General features: G+C 59.8%; 14 protein-coding genes. 7 read left to right on the forward strand and 7 right to left on the reverse strand.

All coding sequences use genetic code 11. From position 1 onward, the window contains the following. Positions 1-161: 161 nt before the first annotated feature. A complete protein-coding gene (gene glpX, locus J2S67_RS01745) occupies positions 162-1,106 on the forward strand; it encodes a class II fructose-bisphosphatase (RefSeq protein ID WP_083285511.1) in 945 nt (314 codons plus the stop codon). Positions 1,107-1,243: 137 nt separating this feature from the next. On the opposite strand, the gene manA is transcribed toward glpX, so the two are convergent. From manA to J2S67_RS01770, 5 genes are all read right to left on the reverse strand, one after another. Further along, positions 1,244-2,494 carry a mannose-6-phosphate isomerase, class I gene (gene manA, locus J2S67_RS01750; RefSeq protein ID WP_310245693.1) on the reverse strand — a complete coding sequence of 417 codons (1,251 nt, stop codon included), beginning with the start codon at positions 2,492-2,494 and terminating at the stop codon, positions 1,244-1,246. Positions 2,495-2,558: 64 nt separating this feature from the next. Continuing rightward, positions 2,559-3,551: an LCP family protein gene (locus tag J2S67_RS01755; RefSeq protein ID WP_310245695.1), complete on the reverse strand. Its 993-nt coding sequence runs from the start codon at positions 3,549-3,551 to the stop codon at positions 2,559-2,561. 45 nt (positions 3,552-3,596) lie between these two features. Then, positions 3,597-4,208: a hypothetical protein gene (locus J2S67_RS01760; RefSeq protein ID WP_310245697.1), complete on the reverse strand. Its 612-nt coding sequence runs from the start codon at positions 4,206-4,208 to the stop codon at positions 3,597-3,599. A gap of 119 nt (positions 4,209-4,327) precedes the next feature. Next, positions 4,328-4,888, reverse strand: coding sequence for a 5-(carboxyamino)imidazole ribonucleotide mutase (purE, locus tag J2S67_RS01765; protein ID WP_377649786.1), 561 nt, complete (start codon positions 4,886-4,888; stop codon positions 4,328-4,330). Further along, positions 4,876-6,033, reverse strand: coding sequence for a 5-(carboxyamino)imidazole ribonucleotide synthase (locus J2S67_RS01770; protein WP_310245703.1), 1,158 nt, complete (start codon positions 6,031-6,033; stop codon positions 4,876-4,878). Before J2S67_RS01770 ends, purE begins: the two co-directional genes overlap by 13 nt. A 303-nt stretch (positions 6,034-6,336) precedes the next feature. Here J2S67_RS01770 and J2S67_RS01775 point away from each other — a divergent pair, with 303 nt between their 5' ends. After that, the gene (locus tag J2S67_RS01775; protein WP_083285492.1) at positions 6,337-6,819 is read left to right on the forward strand and encodes a GtrA family protein; all 483 of its coding nucleotides are present in this window, start codon (positions 6,337-6,339) and stop codon (positions 6,817-6,819) included. A 64-nt stretch (positions 6,820-6,883) separates the two neighbouring features. On the opposite strand, the gene J2S67_RS01780 is transcribed toward J2S67_RS01775, so the two are convergent. Beyond that, entirely contained in the window at positions 6,884-7,732 is an 849-nt protein-coding gene (locus tag J2S67_RS01780) for a TIGR03089 family protein (protein ID WP_310245709.1), read from the reverse strand. 432 nt (positions 7,733-8,164) lie between these two features. On the opposite strand from J2S67_RS01780, the gene J2S67_RS01785 reads away from it, so the two are divergent. The 3 genes from J2S67_RS01785 to J2S67_RS01795 are packed head-to-tail and all read left to right on the forward strand — an operon-like array spanning position 8,165 to position 13,891. Further along, positions 8,165-8,818 (forward strand): WhiB family transcriptional regulator, encoded by a 654-nt coding sequence (locus tag J2S67_RS01785; protein ID WP_141739855.1) that lies wholly within the window; start codon positions 8,165-8,167, stop codon positions 8,816-8,818. After that, positions 8,818-12,288 (forward strand): glycosyltransferase family 2 protein, encoded by a 3,471-nt coding sequence (locus J2S67_RS01790; protein WP_310248661.1) that lies wholly within the window; start codon positions 8,818-8,820, stop codon positions 12,286-12,288. Before J2S67_RS01785 ends, J2S67_RS01790 begins: the two co-directional genes overlap by 1 nt. Next, entirely contained in the window at positions 12,269-13,891 is a 1,623-nt protein-coding gene (locus tag J2S67_RS01795; protein ID WP_239446194.1) for a DUF5719 family protein, read from the forward strand. Before J2S67_RS01790 ends, J2S67_RS01795 begins: the two co-directional genes overlap by 20 nt. A gap of 20 nt (positions 13,892-13,911) precedes the next feature. Here J2S67_RS01795 and J2S67_RS01800 read toward each other — a convergent pair whose 3' ends face one another. Further along, positions 13,912-14,424 carry a metallopeptidase family protein gene (locus J2S67_RS01800; RefSeq protein WP_310245714.1) on the reverse strand — a complete coding sequence of 171 codons (513 nt, stop codon included), beginning with the start codon at positions 14,422-14,424 and terminating at the stop codon, positions 13,912-13,914. A 155-nt stretch (positions 14,425-14,579) separates the two neighbouring features. On the opposite strand from J2S67_RS01800, the gene J2S67_RS01805 reads away from it, so the two are divergent. Both J2S67_RS01805 and J2S67_RS01810 read left to right on the forward strand, forming a co-directional pair. Next, positions 14,580-14,966: a DUF3499 domain-containing protein gene (locus J2S67_RS01805; protein WP_035756219.1), complete on the forward strand. Its 387-nt coding sequence runs from the start codon at positions 14,580-14,582 to the stop codon at positions 14,964-14,966. A gap of 181 nt (positions 14,967-15,147) precedes the next feature. Next, positions 15,148-16,110, forward strand: a complete 963-nt coding sequence (locus J2S67_RS01810) for a TIGR01906 family membrane protein (RefSeq protein WP_310245717.1) — start codon at positions 15,148-15,150, stop codon at positions 16,108-16,110. Positions 16,111-16,131: the final 21 nt, after the last annotated feature.

Below are 16,131 nucleotides of genomic sequence, written 5' to 3' on the forward strand. Positions count from 1 at the left end.
TGACTGTTTACGGGGTGGGCATATGATGAACGTGAGGCCCGAGGCCGTGATAACTGCAAGCGAGAACACTGAATGAGGACTCCGTGACGCAAGAGCAGGACTACACCCAACTGTCCCCTAAGCTGTCTGTTTCAGAGGCGGCTCCAGACCGGAACTTGGCGATGGAGCTGGTCCGTGTGACCGAGGTCGCCGCGATCGCCTCCGCACCGTGGGTTGGCCACGGGGATAAGAACGCGGCTGACGGCGCGGCTGTCGATGCGATGCGCGCGATGCTCACTACCGTTGATTTCAACGGTGTTGTGGTGATCGGTGAGGGCGAGAAAGACGAAGCCCCGATGCTGTATAACGGCGAGCACGTGGGTTCCGGTAACGGCCCTGAGGCTGATGTTGCGGTTGACCCGATCGACGGAACCCGCCTGACTGCGCAGGGTTTGAATAACGCGTTGTCCGTTATGGCGGTCGCTGAGCGCGGCACGATGTATGACCCGTCGGCGGTGTTCTATATGGACAAGCTCGTGACCGGGCCGGAGGCAGCGGATTCGGTCGATCTTCGCTTGCCGATCGGTGAGAACATCCGCCGTGTAGCCAAAGCTAAGGGCAAAAAGCCGTCCCAGGTAACGGTAACCGTTCTAGACCGTCCGCGCCACGAAGAGATGATCAAAGAGATCCGCGAGGCGGGTGCGCGCACCAAGCTGATCCTAGACGGTGACGTTGCCGGGGCGATCGCAGCGGCGCGCCCTGATTCCGGTGTTGACATGCTCGTGGGTATCGGCGGAACCCCAGAGGGTATTGTGACCGCGTGCGCTATCCGTGCGCTAGGCGGCGTGATCCAGGGCCGCCTGCACCCAACCGATGATGCCGAACGCGAGGCGGCCGAGAAGGCTGGTTTGGACGTCAACCAGGTCCTATCCACCGAAGACCTGGTCACGACCGATAACTGCTACTTCGTGGCAACCGGCATCACCGACGGCGACCTGCTGCGCGGGGTCCGCTACCGTGGCGACCGCATCGTGACCCAGTCGCTCGTGTTGCGCGCTAAGTCCGGCACTATCCGCGAAGTCACTGCAGAGCACCGCGCCGATAAGTGGGACGGATTCACCCGCTAAAGCAACGGCGCGTAGCCTGGAGCGTGATCAAACCGTAGAGCACTAGCGCTGGAGGGGCGTGGGTGAAGATTCATCCACGCCCCTTCAGCGTTAACCAGGTTCTCTGGGCTAGGTTTTCTGCGCCGGATTCTTGAGACCTATGCCGCGGCAGCCGGTTTCTGGCGTGCACGCGGGGTCGCGCACATATACGCGTGGGCTTGCTCGTCAGATTCGATGGAGAGTTCACCGGCGGCGGCAGGGATGAAGGCGGATTCGCCACGGGTGAGCTGAACCTGGCTTCCGTCCGAACCGCTCACCGTGAGGTTGCCTGCGAGCGCGATGATGCAGGCTGGGCCACGCAAGGACACCGCCCCGGTTGAGGTGCCGTTGATGCGGATGAGCTCGAACTCATCGAAATCGGTCGAATACAGCTCAATGCCCGGCTTTTCCTGGGTTGGTCGCACCCACGTAGGCTCGAGCGAAGCGAAGCGGGTGATCGAAAGCAGCTCGTCCACGTTGATGTATTTGGTCGTCATCCCGCACCGCAGCACGTTATCCGAGTTGCCCATGACCTCAATCGCTGTCCCGTGGAGGTAGGCGTGAATGTTGCCGGCCTGCAAAGCCACGGCCTCGCCCGGCTCAAGCTCGACGTAGTTCAGCAACAGTGACACTAGAACGCCGGCGTCCTGCGGGTATTTGCTCTCAAGCCATGGAAGCAACGGAAGCAACGCATCGACCTCGCGCAGGGCATCCGCATCGCGGGCAGCCATGTCCTCTACGATCTGCACGGCGTCAGTAACGATCCCAGCGATATCCTCGATGCCGCTGAGCACATAGGACAACGCGGCCTTATAGTCCCGGTTTTCCAGATGCTCGATGACGGTCTGCGCAAGCATGCGCGTGCTTTCCCGCGAAGAGTTATCCCGCAACAGCTCCCACGCCGGGATGCTCGCCTCTGCGGAACGGAAGCCCGTCAAAGCCTTGAACGGAGTCAACGCGAGGATCATCTCTGGCTTAGGCCGCGGATCTTTATACATCCGATGGGGAGCCTCGATCGGCACGCCTTGTCTTTCCTCAAGCTCAAACCCGGCTTGTGCCTGGAACGCATCAGGGTGCACCTGCAAAGACAACGGGGCATCCGCAGACAGTACCTTCATCAAGAACGGAAGGCTCACACAATCTGCTGGCTGGGAAGCGAGCACCTCAGAGCCGAGCATCGCCTCAGGGTTTTCCTTCAAAACATCCGCCAAGGAACGGCCGTTAGTGCGCAAACGGCTTGGCGCGCCCGGGTGCGAACCGATCCACAGTTCGGCCTCTGGGCCTCCTGTGGGCGTTCGCCCTAAAAGCTCGGTAATCGCGGAAGATGAACCCCAGTCATAGTCGCGGATGGAATTATCCAATTTCTCCACGGCTATCACGTCTCCTGACTCTCATAAACATCCAGGCCTATGGACCCGGATGGGGCAGGTCAGCCTAGCCGACCTTGCACGAATCGTTGTTTTGAGCAATCTGCTCAATCCGGCCGGTGTCGCCAACATACTCAAGTTCCTGCAGGTACTTCTCCGTAATCGGCGAACCATCACGCTGTGTGGTGATGACCTGATCTTCCGCCCCCAATGAGGCCTCAGAGGAAGGTTCAGGTGAACTCTGAGTAACTTGCGGTTTAGATTTGCCAGAAGCCTGACCCTGGTGCGAAGACTGCTGCGTATCCTGCTGGCCGGAATCCTGCGGTTTGGATCCCTGAGGTTGAGAATCGCGCGGCTTATCGTCTTCAGCCTTCGCACCATCGTCGGTAGCTTTGGCAACCAACTGGCCTACACGCTGATGAATCAGATCATAATCAGGGTAAGTCGAGAACAAGTCACCCGGTTTACCGAAATCCGGGGCACCCAACGTGAGCCTTAAGAATGAATGCTGACGCGTCTTCTCTGCTAACCCAATAAACGAACCCAACTGGGACTGCGGAATATTCGTGTGAACAATCTCCTCACCCGAATCCATGATCTGGGTGAAGTTCACCAAAACATTCTGCGGAGTGAACTGCTTGATCATCGCCTGCTGCAAACACTGCTGCCGGCGAATACGGTGATAATCCGTTGCGAAATCACGCGAACGCGCAAACCACAACGCCTGTTTACCCGTGAAGTGATGCTCACCCGGGCTGAACCACTTGGTGCGCAGACCCGTATTCGGGTCCCGCTTCCCGTTATAAGGAACCCAACCGCCAGAGACGATCTTGACCCCACCCAACGCATCGATCAGGTGCTCAAAACCACCCATATCGACCGTGACATACATGTCGATCTGCAATCCGGTGACGGCGCTCGCCGCCTCCATCGTCGCAACCGCACCCGGGTCTTTAGTATCCGGGTACTTATCCGCATGCTCTTGCTCCACGGTCGGATAGATCGCATTGAAAATGCATTCATCCCCACAGTTGAAGCCGTTCGGATACACCTTGCGCATCGGCGAACCCTCAGGGAAAGGCGCGTTCTGCAAATTACGCGGAATCTAAATCACAACAGCACGGCCAGACTTCGCATCAATCGACCACACCTGAGCCGAATCCGGACGCAAACCCACACGCGACTTACCCGCATCCCCACCAAGAACCAAGATGTTATAGCGGCCATCAACCGGATCAACCGCCGGGCCGGAAGCGAAAATAGTGCCCAGCGTGGACTTGCTCTTGAACGCAAGATACGAGCCATAACCCAGCCCGCCAGAGGTGATCACCACAGCCAGCGCCGTGAACACAGTGACGATGCCGCGCATACCCGGCGCCAACATCGTCGGCTTCGTGATCCGGTAAGTGTGAACGAAAAGCAACAACCAGCCCACAGCGAGCACAGCCAACACGATGCCCACGAGCACCAAAACCCACGGCCTGCTGAACACATCGAGCAGTGATCCACGGTTGATCAGCGCCCACGCAACCAAGATGAGCAACGCAACCCACACGCTCACCGTGACCGTGAGAGCCTTACGCCCCAAAGACTTATATCCGGTCACAAGCTGCGCGCCGCCTGGCACCAGAAGCGTCAACAACCACAAAATCCAGGCACGCTTAGAACGCCCCGGCGCGTTCAACTGCTCCGGATCAGGAACGGGGGAGGTCTTCAAAGATGCAGGCTGAGTCTTGAAAGATGCAGACCGAGCCTTGAAAGACGCGGATTCTGCTTTGAAATGTTGCGAGGAATCGTTCACGTTCAAACCTATGGAGAACTGCCGCCTGAAACGGCCTACCGGGCTGACGACTCAGCTGCGCGCTTCTGTGACAAGGCACGGCCCTTAGCTTCAGCGCCGGCACACATCTGCTCGGCATAGTCTGCCAGAGCTGCAGATATGCGGGAGGCTTCCTCGCCCGCGCCGCAACCTAAGATCCGGGCCGCATACAAGCCGGCGTTCTTGGCGCCGTCTACCGCCATCGTCGCAACGGGGACACCACCTGGCATCTGAACGATCGAGAGCAAAGAGTCCAAGCCTTCAAGGTTCTTCAAGCTCACCGGAACACCGATCACTGGCAGAGTCGTGACAGAGGCGAGCATGCCCGGCAAATGAGCCGCACCACCCGCGCCGGCGATGATGACCTCAAAACCCTTCGATGCGGCATCCGTGCCGAACTGGATCATCTGATGCGGCATCCGGTGAGCCGAAACAACATCAACGAAATACTCGATGCCCAACTCGTCCAATACATCGGCCGCAGCTGACATGGTTGGCCAGTCCGAATCCGAACCCATCACAATCGCAACGCGAGGCTGCTTCTTCTCACCACTCATACCCGAGCTCATGCATCGCATCCTTTACTCATGATGTCCGCGGCAACACGCGCCTTCTGGCGCACATCGACCAGGTTCTCGCCTTCGAAACCGACACGGTTAACATGGCCGATCTTACGGCCTGGACGCACCGACTTGCCGTAAACATGCACTTTAACCTGCGGATCGGTCGCCAACGCGTGCGGCAAGGTAGCGGCGAGATCCTCATTGGCCCCACCCAAGAAGTTCTTCATCACGGCAACAGGTGCCAACGGTTCAGCAGATCCCAACGGCAGGTCAGCGACCGCACGCAGATGCTGCTCAAACTGGCTCGTCACCGCGCCATTCTGGGTCCAATGCCCGGTGTTGTGCGGCCGCATCGCAAGCTCATTGATCAGAAATCCGGGGCCACGGCCTGGAGTCTCAAACAACTCGACGGCCAAAACACCTGTAACACCCAGCTCGGATGCAATCTTCAACGCGGTCTGTTGCGCGGCTTGGGCGGTCTGAACGGGGAGGTCCTGCGCCGGGGCGATCACCTCATCGCACACCCCAGCAACCTGAATCGTGTGGGCGACAGGCCACGCGGCAGTCTCACCCGAGGGGCGGCGAGCAACCAAAGCAGACAATTCACGCGAGAAATCCACCAATTCCTCACACAACACCGCGCCGCGCTCACACCATTCGCTGACCCGGGCAACATCAGCCGCGGAATCCAGCTTCTCAACGCCCTTGCCGTCATAGCCGCCACGCGGGGTCTTCACGATGATCGGCCAGCCGATCTTCTCACCGAAAGCCCGAACCTCATCAGCGGAACTTGCTGAGCACCACTTAGGGTTCGGCAACCCGAGCCGTTCAACGGCCTCACGCATCACAATCTTGTCTTGGGCGTGAATCAACGCATCCGGGCCGGGGTGAACCCGCACACCCTTCTCAACCAGCTCATGCAGAATCTCAGCCGGAACATGCTCGTGATCAAACGTGACAACATCCACAGTGGAGGCGAAATCCAGGACCGTCTGTCGATCCTTATAGTCACCCACCGGCGCGTGAGCCACCGCCCGTGCACTCGCGGTCTCTTCCGACTCACACAGAATGGAAAGCTCGATCCCTAAATCAATAGCCGCCGGGGCCATCATCCGGGCCAGCTGGCCCCCGCCAATCACACCAATGCGCAAAGTTTTCATCTTTTCTAGTCTAAGATAAGGCCCTTGTAGACCAGGGCTCATCCGAGCAGGCTGAATGTGATCTGCGACCCACGCGGTACGCATCCACCTACAGGACTACAAGAAAAACGAAAACCGCCAGTACAGTGGGCAGAATGAGACCGCGGGTAGAACGCGAGACAGTGGGCCGGGTGGGCTCGCTACACACGCTCTGCCGCAACGATTAGCTCCGTAAGAGACAGCGTACTGACAACGACTGCGTACTGACAACGACAGCGCCGTGAGAATGTCAGCGCCATATTTACTGCAACGAGGAGGCACCGCATGATGCGAACCCTTTGGAGCAAAATGCGTACTCTCATCGAAGTGATGTGGCGCGAAGTCGCCAAGTTCGGTGTCGTGGGCGCTGTTGCCTGGGTTATCGACACAGCCGTGTTCCTGTGGCTTATCAAAGGCCCGATGTCAGATGCGGAAGTGTGGGCTAAAGGGTGGGCGACCGTGGTCGCCTCGATCTTCTCGTGGGCTGCAAACCGCTGGTGGACCTTCCGCCACCGCCGCAACAACCGGTGGGCGCGAGAATTCGTGCTCTTTGCCGTGATGAACGCGATTGGCCTGCTGATTGCTGCCGGATGTGTCTTCTTCACCAAGTACGTGCTTCAGATGACCAGCCCGATGGCGCTGTTCATCGCAGGCTCCGTTGTGGGGCTCGTGCTCGGAACCATTTTCCGCTTCATCGCCTACCGCTTGTGGGTCTTCAACGAGGCAAGCGCCACCGAGACCAAGCAGCGCCACGAAGTCACGCTCTGAACACTCGGTCACGCTCTGAGCACTCGGTGGCGCACTCAGTGTGAGGTCATGCTCTTAGCACGCGTTATACAACACCCGTAGTGATGGCTCGTGTGATGCGTTCTTGTTCGCATAGCGAATCAGTCGGCTTACCCTCAACCAGGGATTCGAGGGGCAGCAGGACCAGCGAACCTTCGGATCTGCATGCCAAAAGCGATGCCATAGCCGCCGACCAATCACCGAGCCTCCAATCACCGGACCTCCAGCCGCCAGCCGTGGCGTCCCGAGCCGCCTCGGCCTGAACGGCGGTCCCGCCTACCCCAAGCCAGGAGACGGACGTGGCTGCGCCATCGTTGGCCTCCGTATAGGCCATGTGTTCAAGCGCGGTGGTGTCTAGACCATCGACGTCCCACGCGGCTTGCGCGGCGGCAGCGGCCGCGAATGCCAGCGCATCGGGTTGTGCGCGGACCTCAGCTGCGTGATCGACCATCCCTTCGGGGACTTCGCCCGGGAAGGAAACCGCGAGGGCCTCAAGTGTTACTGCCAGGACGTCAGGGGCGGACACGTGCGCGGAGGGATTGCCAGTGATGACGAGGTCGGCGCTTTCCTCATGATCCGTGACGGTAGCCCCTAAAGAAAGGGCTGCCAACGCTAGTGGGAGTGTGCGCCAATGCGGCGGAACGTCAAGATGGACCGTATAACCGGGGCCGATCCCGAATTCCATCTCTAATAAGCCGGCGTTCTTGGCCCACCAGTTAACAAGTACCCGGCCGGAGAGTTCGATGCGGTGGCCACGGGTTCGGTCGACCAGTAGGGGTGTGGTCGCGGTTCCGCGCTCAGCGATCAAACTCAGGGCCTGGGGGATCCTGAGCTCGAGCGACTCATCGTGTAGTGGGGGAGTGTGAGGTGAGGGGGTGCTGGGGGTAGAAGTCATACTCATATTTAACGTCAGGGATGCGCTTGAAAGGTAGTTCTCAGACACCCTCGGATGGTCACTTTTTTGATCTGCCCGAGTCTTTCTAGGCGACCGCAAAACACCCCAAACAGCGCAAATACCTAATAATTTCTAAGCTAACGCAAAGGTTTTTGTGTAGTAGCTCCAGGCTTGCGGCCTCAATCTTCATGGTGATACAAAAGCCATTTTTTGGCTCGATTTCGCGACGTCGGCATTTGACGAATCGTTCTTACGTGGATGTAATTATGTGTGTGCGCCGAGCTCGGTAGTACACCTGAGGGTACGAGTGAGCTAGGCGCGCCAAACCACCCCCAACGGTTATGCAATTGTTAGGAAGCTGACCTGAGGTGGGAGGCGTCGAAAACGGCGCAAGATTTTGATGTGGCGAACGGATGAAGGGACGCATGACACATGGCACAGCGTGACCGCTACGAGCTCGCGGAGGCCCGCGAGGAGCGAGCAGTTGTTACGCGCGATGTGCCCGGCGATTGGTTCCTCGATCCAGCGGACCCTGAAGCCGGCACGCGCTACAACAGCAATCTTGACTTAGAAGATGCTGCGACCGCTTTCCTGGCGGCGCATTCCTCTTCCGATGCCCCGGAAGCGCTGGCGACTGTAACGCCGCTGCACACCGAGGGTTTCGATGCCACTCAACTCGACACTGCACGGCCAGGTGCTACGCAGTTCAATGCTGACCAGTTTGGTAATGCCGAAACGAACGCTGGAAATGCGACGAGCCTACTCGAAGCGGCACCGAGTGCAGGATCAGCTCCTGCCGAGGTGGAGAAGCCGTCGTCCCAGCAGTTCGTTTCACTCTCCGAATTCATGGGAATGGCAGACGACGGTGAGCTCGGCTGGCAGACCCAGGCACTGTGTGCCCAGACTGATCCGGAAGCGTTCTTCCCTGAAAAGGGCGGCTCAACCCGTGACGCTAAGAAGGTTTGCGGTTCGTGCGCGGTCCGTGCACAGTGTCTTGAATATGCACTGAAGAATGACGAACGCTTTGGTATCTGGGGCGGGATGTCTGAGCGTGAGCGTCGTCGACTTCGAAAGCAGGGTGCCTGATCAGTAGCGCAGCTCATGTAACGGCAGTTGTTGTCACCCATGATGCCGCATCGTTTTTACCGGCCACGGTCGAAGGTCTTATGACCCAGACCCGGCCGGTCGATGCGTTATATGGCGTTGATACGGGTTCACGGGATGGCTCCGCGCAGCTACTTCGCGAGCTTCTACCTGAGTCGGCCGTGGTCTTAGAAGAGCCTGGAACCCACTTTGGTGCGGCTGTTCAGCGAGCTGTAGATCACATGCCTTCGCAGGGCGAAAGCGCAGCCCGTGAATGGCTGTGGTTTATCCACGATGACTCCGAGCCTGCCGCTGATGCGCTTGAGTTGATGCTTGCGGAGATCAGCAAGTCTGAATCCACCGCGGTCGCTGGCGCTAAACAGGTGGATGCCAGCGACCGAGTGCATCTGCTGGACGCCGGTCTGAGCCTGACCCGCCACGGTGAACGGTTCGCTGGTGTTGGTCTTGAAGAAAAAGACCAAGGCCAGTACGACATGTATACGGACCGTTTAGGCGTCAACTCTGCTGGGATGTTGTTTCGCCGCGATGTGTTTGAGGAGCTCGGCGGGTTTGATCCGGCTCTTCCTGGTGTTGGCGATGACGTCGATTTGGGGCGGCGTGCATGGCTTGCAGGCCACCGTGTGGTGCTTGTTCCGGGTGCGTATATGTTTCACCGGCCCGATGTGGTCAAGGACATCGCGGGTGAGGACGCCCAATACGCTGCCGCGAAATACACGCGTTTGAAGTATGCGGCACCGCTGACTTCCTTTTTTCTTGGCCTGTGGATGATCGTGTCCGGGCTGGGTAGCGCTGTGGCGCGCCTGATTGCTGGAGATACGCACACTGCGGGGCTTGAGTTCCGGCACGCGTTCGCCCCGTTGACCCGCATGGGGGCGGTGCGCAGGGGCCGGAAATCGGTGCGGCGTATCCGGAAGGTTCCTCGTTCGAGTGTGAACAGGCTTCTGGTGGGCCGTGCGCAATACAGAGACCACGAGCGGGCTATCCGCGACGGGTTGATGTTGCATGATGCTGAAGCCCAAGCGGATCAGACAACGCGTGCCGAAGCCAGCGGTGACGATGATTCCTTTGAGGCCGCGGCCGCCGATGGCCGTACGACCCGCGGCGTTGCTGCCGGGGTGATCGCGGTGGCTCTCGCCGCGATCGTTGGCGCGGTGACGTTCCGTGGCGCGATCATGGCTAAGGGCATCGCAGGTGGAGCGTTGTTGACGCCGAATGATTCGCTGTCACAGATGTGGCATGCCGCGGTTTCGCCGTGGTCCACCGAGATGTTCGGTATGGCCTCTGGGCCGGATGCTTTCGCTGGGATCTTGTTCTGGCTTGCACTCATCAGCGGCGGTAACGCTCCGATGGGTATTGTGGTCGCCTATTTCTTAGCTTTGCCGGCTGCCGCGTTCACGATGTGGTGGGCTCTGCGTCTGGTCACGCGCGCTCCGGCTTTCCGCGGCATCGGCGCGTTGCTGTGGGCTTTGGCTCCGGTGTTCGCGGTTGATTTGACGCAAGGCCGGATCGCTCCCGCGTTGGTGCATGTTGTTCTCCCGCTGTTGGTGTATGCGTTGGCGCGCGCGGTAGGTGTTCGTGGCGCGGTGGGCGTTGCCTCCTATTCGGAGAATGAAGGGCTGTCCTCGTGGCCTTCGGCTGTTTTCGCGAGTGTTCTTGCCGTTGTGGTGGTTGCCGCTGAGCCGTTGTGGCTGGTCCCGCTTGTAGTCTTCACGCTGGTTGCCGCCGTGGTTTCTCGCCGGGCTCGGGTGTTGGCGTGGGTTCCTGCTCCTGCGTTGATCGCTTCCGCCCCTACGATCCTTGATGCGATCCGCACCCCGCGGATTGCTTTGGCGCAACCTGGCTTGCCGCTGCCGGGTGAGCCGACGCCTGCGTGGCAGGCTTTGCTGGGTTTCCCATCGGGTTTCGATGCGGGCTCTACCGTGACGGGGTGGGGGTGGCTTCCTGGAGGTCATGGAGCGCTGATCGTTGCGCTGGCGTGCGGTGTTCCGTTGCTGCTGATGGGCTTGATAGGCCTGGTTGCTCCGCTCAAGCGGGCTACGTGGATCCGAGTGTTTGCGTTGGTAGCGTTGGTTGTGTTCGCGGCATCGGTTGCTGCGAGCTGGCTGGTTGCCTCCACTGTTGGTGGGCAACGCACCCACTATTACGTGGGTTCCGCGGTGAGCCTCGTGTGGCTCGCTTTTGTGTTCTCGGCCGGCGCGATGCGTGAGGCGGGGACTGTACGGATCCGGGCGCACGTGCAGCGGACACGGTGGACGGGCAGGCTGGTTGCTTACTCGGTCATGGTCACGATGCTGGTGAGTGGGACCACCTGGCTGGCTCCGATGACGCAATCGGATGCGGTTTCTCAGGATGCTGACCGTGGTCTGGGGATGCAGCCTGCTGTTCACGCTGTGGAGGAAACCACGCTTCCGGTCACAGCAGCTGACCGCGGTGTGGGGCCGTTTGAGGAACGCACCCTTGTTCTATCCGGTGCCCAGGATGGTCTCTTCCGCGCCAATATCGTGACCGGTGATGGCTTGCATCTGGAAGAGGTGCGTTTACGTCCGCACGCGAGCACCTTGGGTGGCAGCGTGTTGGATCCGTCTGGCACCGTGATCGCTGAGGCGCCGAAGGCTCAAAACCTGGCCAAGGAAGCTGTTGCCGGTTTGGTTTCCGGTGACGGCGGCGATGCCGCTGAAACGCTAAGGCAACTGGGTGTTGGCTACATCGTGATGAAGGCTGCACCTAATAATGGAAGTGTTGCGAAGAACCTGGATTCGATCCCGGGTATCGCCGCGGTGACACGTGGCGAGCGGTCACCGGCCTGGTTGTGGCAAGTGGACACCTCGGAGGCGACTCAGGAGCTCTATGAGCTGACGGGCTCTGTCACTTCTCGCGTACGCGTTGAGGCCGCTGATGGCACGATGCTGCAGCTGCTCAAGAGCGAACACGGCGCGGTGACAGATCAGAAGATTGAGACCACGCAAGCTGGCTCGGAAGGTTCTGGCCGCTTGGTGGTCATGGCAGAGAACTTCGATTCCGGTTGGAGCGCAAGCCTCAACGGTAAAGATCTGCAACCACAGAAATACAAGGGCTGGATGCAGGCCTTCGAGTTGCCTGTAGAGGACGGCACGTTGAATATTACGTATTCGACGTGGTGGCAGACCCCGTGGCTGATTCTTTCGGCGATCGTAGCGGCGTTCTGTGCGTTGTCGATGATGCCGATGCCGCGCGGATGGCGCAACCGCGTCCGCTACGTGCCGGTCTACCGTGAGCCATACGATCCGGATGCGGTAGCAACAAACGCGCCGGATGCGGAAGCAACGGACACGCCGGAGCATGCAGCTGAGCCTGAACTAGCAGATGAATCTGAACCAGCAACTGAACCCGACCCAGCAGATGAATCTGGTCCAGCAGGTGTGTCAGAGACTGACCTAGTGGAGGAGGGTGAGCGTGAGCGAAAAGAAGACTGACGATCCAGCGCCTCGCACCGCGCGGTCGCGTTCGAAGGTTGTTCTCGCCGCCGCCACTGGTGCGTTGCTCGTTGCAGGTTTCGGTGCTGTTTCGGTGGCTGATCATTTCTTAGCCCCGGACACAGACGGGGAGCCGGTGGCGATCGCTGCGACCTCGTTGCCGGTTTCTGAAAGCACACTTGTGTGCGGGCCTACTATCGCGGCGGCTTCCACCAATCAGGGGGCCACGGATTCTGCCTACGCGCCTGGCGCTGACCACGCGTCCTCCACGTTGCGCGGCATAGCTTTAGGGGACCGGGGTATGCGCGTTCCTGGGGCGCGCATCGTAAGCGGGGATAAGACTGAGCAGGTTTCGAAGGATCTTCCGGAACAGGAAGCTCTCAAGGTCGCAACGCGTAACGAACAGGGCCTGTCTGGAACGAAGGCCGTTGGCAAGGGTGGTGTGAAGGCCAACGATTCGGCGTGGTTCACGGTTCAGGGGCTCGGCGGTAATGCTTCACCGGCGGCGGGTGTGCGTACTATCCGGCAGAAGGATGGGGACCTGGAAGGTTTCGCGAGTGTGCCGTGCACGGCACCTTCTACGTCACACACGATTGTGGGTGGCTCTACAACGTTGGGGCATGCCGCTGTTTTGGTGGTGACTAACACGCAACAGGCGACCGCTACGGTGCAGGTCGATGTCTCTACCAAGGATGGGGTGAGCTCGGCTGGAATCCCGCAGTTCACGCTCAACCCGGGCGATACTCGCACGATCAACCTGGCCTCGGCTGCCTCTGATGCCGATGCGGTCGCGGTCACGGTGAATTCTTCGGGCTCGCCTGTGCGTGCCGCTGTGGCTCAGACCGCGCTCAGAGGTTTGGTTCCCGGTGGTATCGACAGTGTTGAGGCTCAAGCCGAGCTGGGTCAGAAGGTGATCATCCCGGGTGTTCAGGCTCAAGACCCTGCGGCTGACCGTTCCGCACGCCGCACTGAGGAAGCAGGGGATCTGACCCCCTCCGTCATCCTCTACAACCCGGCGGCTAAGAAAACTCAGGCCACCGTGACGGCGGTGCGCGATAACGGCACGTCTGTTGACCTCGGCTCAGTGGCCTTGGAAGGGCGCAGCGTGGGCAGTGTTGCTACGGATGCTTTGCCGGCGGGCACCTATTCGATCGTGGTTGAGGCGGATACTTCGGTTGCTGCGACCGCGCGGCTACTTCGCGGACAGGACGCCGATAAGGCCCACGACGTGGCATATATCCCTGGCACCTCAGCGCTGGGCAACCAGAACCTGGTTGCGCTTCCGGAGCAGGGGGCGGCGCGGTTGAGGATCTTCGCAGACCACGATGCGGTGGTTACGGTCACGCCGGTCTTAGGTAACGGCACGCTCGGTAAAGCTCAGCGCGTTGAAGTCGCTGCCCAGCGCACGGTTGAAGTCGAGCCAGCTAAGAACGCGGTGGGCTTGCACGTTGCCTCTAGCCGCGGAGAAGCCTACGCATCGGTTGTGACTACCGACGGCGTGGGAATCGCTGCGATGAATGTTCTCAACACGGATCAATCCAACGCTGCAGTGCGGGTGGATCTGAACCCGGTTGCTCCGCGATCCGTAAGCGGCGAATACTAGAAACCGCGGGCTACCGGTATCTAACGGTGAGGGCCTGTCCCATAGATCGGGTCGATCTCTTCAGGCGGGACGTTGAGGAACTCACTCACGAGCTCAATCACAACGTCAGCGACGATGTGCGCCAAGTGGTGCTCATCCACAGCCGAGGTCTCGATCGGTCTGCGAAACAACACCACATGGCGTGTGCTGCGGTGTGGGTTCCGGCGCTCTTGCCTCACTGTTGCAACCCCGAGCGGGACCGTTTCACCGCGGGCGGTAGCCCGCTCCAGGGACGCGGAGCTCGGTACGGTCCGCACCGCAAAATTGATGCCTTGAAGCTCATCTGCCCACGTTTCGAAAAGCCGGTCAACAACCTCCCACATGATCTGTTCAACCCGCTGATTCCGGCGCTCAGCACCAGGCGACATCGGCGGTAGGACGTTTCCACGCCATCGCCCACGCACATCGGCGCGGCGACGTTGAACGCCTCCACTGACTGCCCGCGAAGCCAACGAACCTTCTCTGAGTGGGTGTGGATCGATTCTCCAGCTCATACCGCCAGCATATCCACGCCCAACCGATACCCAGAAGGTTGAGCCCAAAAGGTTGAGCCCAAAAGGTTGAGTCTAGAACCATTGAGCAGAGTCACGCATCAGTTTCCGGCCCTGCCTCCACCTCTTTACCTAACGCGACTAGTACGCTATCAAGCGTGGAATCTCAACGTTTTTGTTCTCGTCCAGGGTGCCGCAGGGAAGCGTACGCAACCTTGACGTATGCGTACGCAGACTCCACCGCCGTGCTCGGCCCATTGGCTCTGAAAGTGGAGCCGCACGCATACGATCTGTGCCGCCACCACGCCGACCGTCTATCGGTCCCGCTCGGCTGGGAGCTTCTGCGGCTAGACATCCCAGAGCAACGGAAACCACTGTCCAAGGACGACATGTATGCCCTGGCAGACGCCCTCCACCAAGAGGAACAGCGGGACCAGGAACAAGCTGAAAGGACAGCCCCGCGCCGCACACGCGAGCGCCTCGGCGGAGAGAACGCTCCGCCACCAGCCAAACCCGGCCTGCACTTGGTGCGTGATGACGACTAAAACCTCCACCGGCAGCGCCGAGCTCTAGATTTCTCTTTCAACGCCCCTCCTTTTAGCAATTCCGGGGCGGAAAGGACCCTTGATGTCGCTGAATACCCCTGATCCTTGGAAAGAGGACAGAGACGAGCAAAACCCGACGGGACCCAAAAGCCCTGCGACGCCTGAATCTCCGGCGGAGCCTGTGAACCTGAACGAAAGCCGTGATCTGAACCAAAGCCAGGAAGCGACCCAGGCGTTCCCGCCGGTGTCTGAGCATCCGCCAGCATCTGAGACCGCCGTGCTCGGGGCGCCACCGGCTTCAGAGCAGTCTGGGGATCAGGGCACGTATTTGCCTGTTTCGGAGAAGCCCACGCCTGGTTACAGCGATGAGACCTCGCATGAAACTGTTGCTGCGAGCCTCGACTATAAGCCGGTCTTCCCACGCATCCTGCAGTGGGTAGTCGCTGTCTTGACCCCGTTCGTGTTGCTCGCAGCGGCCGTTCGGTTGGTCGCCTCTTCCGCTGTCTTGTGGTTTATCTACCACATTCCAGGTTTCCCGGCAGACCCGGCAGGATTCACCCGCGGCGACCGCGTTCTGTACGGCTCATACGGGGTGGACTATCTCAACAACTTCGCCCCAAGTAAGTACCTCTCCCAAGTCCAGACCGACGAAGGTCCGCTGTTCACCGCCAACGAGGTCTCGCACATGGCCGACGTCAAGTCGCTTGTGCACCTGTGCTACCTGCTCGGTGTGATCGCGCTCGTTCTTCTGCTGATCAGCTTCATCATCCTGCGTAAAACCTACCCGGGAGGCGTCCGCAGGGGCCTGTTCGCCGGCTCGATCGTAACGTTCGCGGTGCTACTCATCTGCGCGGCTGTGGCGTTGGTTGGCTGGGAGGAGTTCTTTGTTGGCTTCCACCAGTTCTTCTTCTCACACGGTAACTGGCAGTTCGCGTGGGATGATTCGCTCATCCGGCTCTACCCGCCGCAATACTGGGTCATCGCGGCAGGCATACTTGGCGGCCTGTTGCTCGTGGGCAACCTGGTGTTGATGCTCGTGACGTGGCCAACGCGCCGCCGTCGGGAGCTGTCTCGCAAGCAGATGGAAGAGAAACGAGACGGTTCGGACTACGTCATCGAATACGATGCGTTCGATCAACGCTAAACGAACACGGCCCCGCCGTTG

Origin of the sequence: Pseudoglutamicibacter albus (genome assembly GCF_031458175.1) — a bacterium.
Classification (GTDB): domain Bacteria; phylum Actinomycetota; class Actinomycetes; order Actinomycetales; family Micrococcaceae; genus Pseudoglutamicibacter; species Pseudoglutamicibacter albus.

What these genes read in the sequence shown, in the direction of transcription:
- J2S67_RS01800 (WP_310245714.1), bottom strand. Translation starts at nt 14,424, where the DNA reads ATGAGCTGGAGAATCGATCCACACCCACTCAGAGAAGGTTCGTTGGCT.
- J2S67_RS01775 (WP_083285492.1), top strand. Translation starts at nt 6,337, where the DNA reads ATGATGCGAACCCTTTGGAGCAAAATGCGTACTCTCATCGAAGTGATG.
- J2S67_RS01780 (WP_310245709.1), bottom strand. Translation starts at nt 7,732, where the DNA reads ATGACTTCTACCCCCAGCACCCCCTCACCTCACACTCCCCCACTACAC.
- glpX (WP_083285511.1), top strand. Translation starts at nt 162, where the DNA reads ATGGAGCTGGTCCGTGTGACCGAGGTCGCCGCGATCGCCTCCGCACCG.
- J2S67_RS01785 (WP_141739855.1), top strand. Translation starts at nt 8,165, where the DNA reads ATGGCACAGCGTGACCGCTACGAGCTCGCGGAGGCCCGCGAGGAGCGA.
- J2S67_RS01770 (WP_310245703.1), bottom strand. Translation starts at nt 6,033, where the DNA reads ATGAAAACTTTGCGCATTGGTGTGATTGGCGGGGGCCAGCTGGCCCGG.
- purE (WP_377649786.1), bottom strand. Translation starts at nt 4,888, where the DNA reads ATGCGATGCATGAGCTCGGGTATGAGTGGTGAGAAGAAGCAGCCTCGC.
- J2S67_RS01755 (WP_310245695.1), bottom strand. Translation starts at nt 3,551, where the DNA reads ATGCGCAAGGTGTATCCGAACGGCTTCAACTGTGGGGATGAATGCATT.